Annotated in this window: 4 protein-coding genes and 2 pseudogenes; all 6 read right to left on the minus strand. The window is 49.7% G+C overall.

Annotated features, from left to right (window positions below; genetic code table 11):
* Positions 1-47 precede the first annotated feature (47 nt).
* Positions 48-1,076 (minus strand): annotated as a pseudogene (locus tag DWX32_RS19010) (VirB4-like conjugal transfer ATPase, CD1110 family); the annotation flags it as partial.
* Complete coding sequence (locus DWX32_RS19015) at positions 976-1,410, minus strand: PrgI family protein (protein WP_071144312.1); 435 nt, start codon at positions 1,408-1,410, stop codon at positions 976-978. The gene DWX32_RS19015 and the pseudogene DWX32_RS19010, both read right to left, overlap by 101 nt.
* A gap of 36 nt (positions 1,411-1,446) precedes the next feature.
* Positions 1,447-2,187 (minus strand): hypothetical protein, encoded by a 741-nt coding sequence (locus DWX32_RS19020; RefSeq protein ID WP_330415222.1) that lies wholly within the window; start codon positions 2,185-2,187, stop codon positions 1,447-1,449.
* A gap of 2 nt (positions 2,188-2,189) precedes the next feature.
* Entirely contained in the window at positions 2,190-2,747 is a 558-nt protein-coding gene (locus DWX32_RS19025; RefSeq protein WP_118000665.1) for an MT-A70 family methyltransferase, read from the minus strand.
* The gene (locus DWX32_RS19030; RefSeq protein WP_117442477.1) at positions 2,747-3,199 is read right to left on the minus strand and encodes a SpoVG family protein; all 453 of its coding nucleotides are present in this window, start codon (positions 3,197-3,199) and stop codon (positions 2,747-2,749) included. Before DWX32_RS19030 ends, DWX32_RS19025 begins: the two co-directional genes overlap by 1 nt.
* Positions 3,200-3,237: 38 nt before the next feature.
* Positions 3,238-3,570 (minus strand): annotated as a pseudogene (locus DWX32_RS19035) (VirB6/TrbL-like conjugal transfer protein, CD1112 family); the annotation flags it as partial.

The raw sequence follows: 3,570 nt of genomic DNA on the forward strand, positions 1-3,570 counted from the left end.
ATTTTGTCCTTCAACCACGAAGGCTTTGTTCAGGAACGAGTCGCACTGATGTCCATGTCATACCCAGATCGGACCGCTTTCTTTTGTTCCTCAATGGTCATTTTCTGCAGGTCCGACATTTTACGCTTGATGTTTCGGATCGCCTGCGCCTGGTCGATAGACTGGATATGCAGGTTGACGGTCACGGCGTCGTTTAAGTCAAGAAGATCCGCTAAAAGCCGGTCGGTAAGCTCCGGCGCCAAAATCTGCAAAAAGGAGACAGCACCGGAATGATCGCCTACCCGGAATGTCTTTCCATCCTTTGAAAAAGACAGCCCGGATGGGGAAATGAAGTCTTTGGTAGAAAGACCGGTCTTAGGCAGATCCGACCACTGGAAATGAAACTTTTCCTGACCGTCCGGGTGAAGCTGGCTGTGAAGAAGCTCCAGACGTTCCAGTCCGTTTAAGGATCTTGCCTGGACTCCAAGGGTCTTGAAATTTGCCAGCACATCCGTTTCAATGCGTTCCAGACGCATTTTCGCAGTACGCAGGTCATCTGCCTCGATCCCAAAGGTAATGTATTTACGTTTGGTGAGACCGTTATTTCCTTTCTGCAACTGGTTCTTTAACATATCCCCGTATTCCCTGCGGATTCCGTCATACTCGTCGCCGCGGGGAGGGATGTCAATGCTTCTGGTAAAATCCTGCATATTGGCCCGCTGGTTGATAAAGGTAAGCTGCACATGGATCGAGGCGTCGAAGTAATTTAAGAAATCGCAGTAACCCTCGAAGATCTGTGCTTTATCATCTGCCTGTGCAAGCTGATAGTTAATATCAAAAAACTGCACCGTTTTGGTGTAAAGGGTATCAGTCAGCCGGCAGATCCCATCCCGGTACATTTCACGGTAGGGAATGCTCTGCTGGACCGTCTGCGGGGCATCTGCTTTCAGCCCGGCAAAAAAGCCGCCTTTTTTAGACGGCTTGGAACGGGCAGACTTAGTTTTGCCCTGCTTTGCATCGGCTCTGGTCTTTTTGGCCTGCCTGATGTTTTTTTGCAGACGCTTTTCCTGAGCTTCCTGCTGCTTGTTTTTTGGCAATCTTTGTAACCTCCTTCTTTGACATAGATTTATACAGGTTATCCGTCCTGTATGGACGGTCCTTCGGCCAGAGCTTATAACGGAGCCGGTTCTTCAAAATCTTTTCTGCCGGCTGCCCGTCACGCTCATACATGGCGAAGAAGAAAAAGGGCATCATCAGCCCGATCATCAAAAGTACAGCCGCCGAGTTCCCGATCGCCCCGCGGGTAAAGAAATACACCGGAAGGCCGACAAGCCCGGCAAGGCTGAAACAAATAAGCTGGCGCTTCGTCAGATTGAAGGCCAGCTTGGTCTTAACTTTGGTTAAATCCTTTGGTACAGGTACATAAGGCATCTATACACCTCCCATCGTAATATAGTTTCCGGTCCATTAGCGTGCACCAAAATCGCGTACCGCTTTCTCCGCAGCCGGACATTCCCGCACTTCCTGAGCCGCATTTTGCAGCCGTGCCAGGACAGAAACAGCCGGCTCTCTCTGACACAGGTATTCCTGGCTGTCTCGGATTCCGGCAATATTTTCCCGAATATCCATATCCACGTCGAACACATCTGAAACCGGCATAAGCCAACGGTCTGCAAAGTATTTCAAAGGATTCTCAAGCGCCAGCACATCATCCAGCATTTCATCCCTGAACTCAAACTTTGTTGTCAGATAGGAATACGCCTCCTGCATGGCTGTAATTTCAGCAGCTTTTTCAATTAAGGATTCCTTATCTCTTGACATAAGGCTTTCCCTGTAAGCAAAGTAATTCTGTCCCAGCCGTTTCATCAGGAGCGTATATTTGTCCTGTGCGGAAGGTTCGCTTGTGAAATGTTCAAATTTTTGCGCTGCATCAATTTCTTTGAGAAGATCGCAGATCGGGAAACTGTGTTCATGGTTATTTTCTTCCCAACACCATCGGGCTACATCCAACGGGTCCTGAAAAGAAAGAAGCGCCTCTACTTCCGCCGGAGTAAATACATGCTCAACCTTCAGATAATAGTGGAGTTCCGAAAGTCCCTGTAACTCGTAAATACTGCCGATGTTCTGTGCATCCAGCATATCCGCATGAACCTTCAAACACTCGTCCAGCCGTTCCATAAGCAGCCGCTTTGCATCTTGTTCTATCAAAATCACCCCTTTCGCTCCGGTATAGTCAGCGTACAGTTCACTTCATTGCCCCATACATCCCAGCCGGGTGTCTTTTGTCTTGCAAACAGTTCCACTCTGGGCTGATCGCCCATGAGTTTTACGATCTTATCCCGCACCTCGTCCGGTTTCTTGCTGTGCTGCTCAATATGGGAGATCACAAACTGATGGATTCCCGCACATTGGCGTTTCGGACGGCCTCTGGTTGCCAGCAGGCAGACCTCCGCGTTTGAGCGGGTCCAAAAGCCCATGCCATAAAACCAGCTATCCGCTTTCCGGTTCTGTTTGAGCCATAGAAAAGCCAGCGTTTTATATTTGAATCCCCAGACATCGATCACCCGGAAGGCTTCATTGAGCTGCGGGAAGGTCGCCCACAGAAAAAGGGCACTGTCTTTTGCGGCAAGTTCCGATACCGGCAGGGCACAGATTTCTTCAATGCTCATTGTGGGGTAATGGTTTTCCGCAACGCCGCTTCCATGTTTCCTGTCATAATGCCAGGGCGGATCGGCATAGATAATGCCGTACTGTTTCGTTTCCGGCATTAGCGAGCCTGCTCATTCTTAGATGTGGCCGGTTTGGCCGGCTGTTCTTTGACCTTACCGGCATTTTCTTTCAATGCACCGGTCAGGGAAGGTTTTTCCGCTGCTCCCTTTGTCGCTTCAAGAGTTGCCTGCAAATTTTCAATAGCCTGCCCGTACCCATCGATTAAGGCATCGTTGAGCTGCTTGCGGAACTCTGCCGTAACCGGCCAGCAGACATCTTTCCAGTTGCCTCCCTTATCCTGGGTTGCGGGCATATTGACATACAGCCCCTTTTCACTGGAACAGATACGGAAGCCGTCAATCTTAAAGCATCCGCCAATCGTAACATTGGCAAACGCCAGCAGGTTTCCCATTGGGGCAATCGGACGCACGCGGACATCCAGCTTCATGCCGTTTGCCATTTCCGGCGTCTGTGTCTCCGGCGCCATTTTTTCTGTATTGGTTTTACTCATATATAAAATCCTCCTTTTTAGAATTGGTTTTGTTCATGCTATCTTGCATTAAATATGGATTTGGATAACGAACCTGTCTTAAACAGGGCAAAAGCCAGCAGTACCGTATAACCCGCCGTTCCCCAGATCGCGCCGTGCACGTCGCCGGACGATGGGATAGACTGGACCAGCACTGCATAAATGGCAACACAGATCAGGATCAAAAACCCCTGAAAGCCCAGGGCAAAAAGGGAACGCAGATACCCGGTTCCCATTTGTCCCCATTCCCGGTTTGCCATTGTGGAAAACGGGATCGGTGCAAGGCTCACGGTTAGTAGGGTAAGAACCCGGCGCCTTACCATATCACTATGGCAGGTTTCCGAGAACTCCCC

The organism is Blautia sp. AF19-13LB (assembly GCF_003479105.1).
GTDB lineage: Bacteria > Bacillota > Clostridia > Lachnospirales > Lachnospiraceae > Fusicatenibacter > Fusicatenibacter saccharivorans.

Bases quoted from the DNA above. Each gene is read 5' to 3' on its own strand.
- DWX32_RS19015 (WP_071144312.1), bottom strand. From the start codon at position 1,410: ATGCCTTATGTACCTGTACCAAAGGATTTAACCAAAGTTAAGACCAAG.
- DWX32_RS19025 (WP_118000665.1), bottom strand. From the start codon at position 2,747: ATGCCGGAAACGAAACAGTACGGCATTATCTATGCCGATCCGCCCTGG.
- DWX32_RS19030 (WP_117442477.1), bottom strand. From the start codon at position 3,199: ATGAGTAAAACCAATACAGAAAAAATGGCGCCGGAGACACAGACGCCG.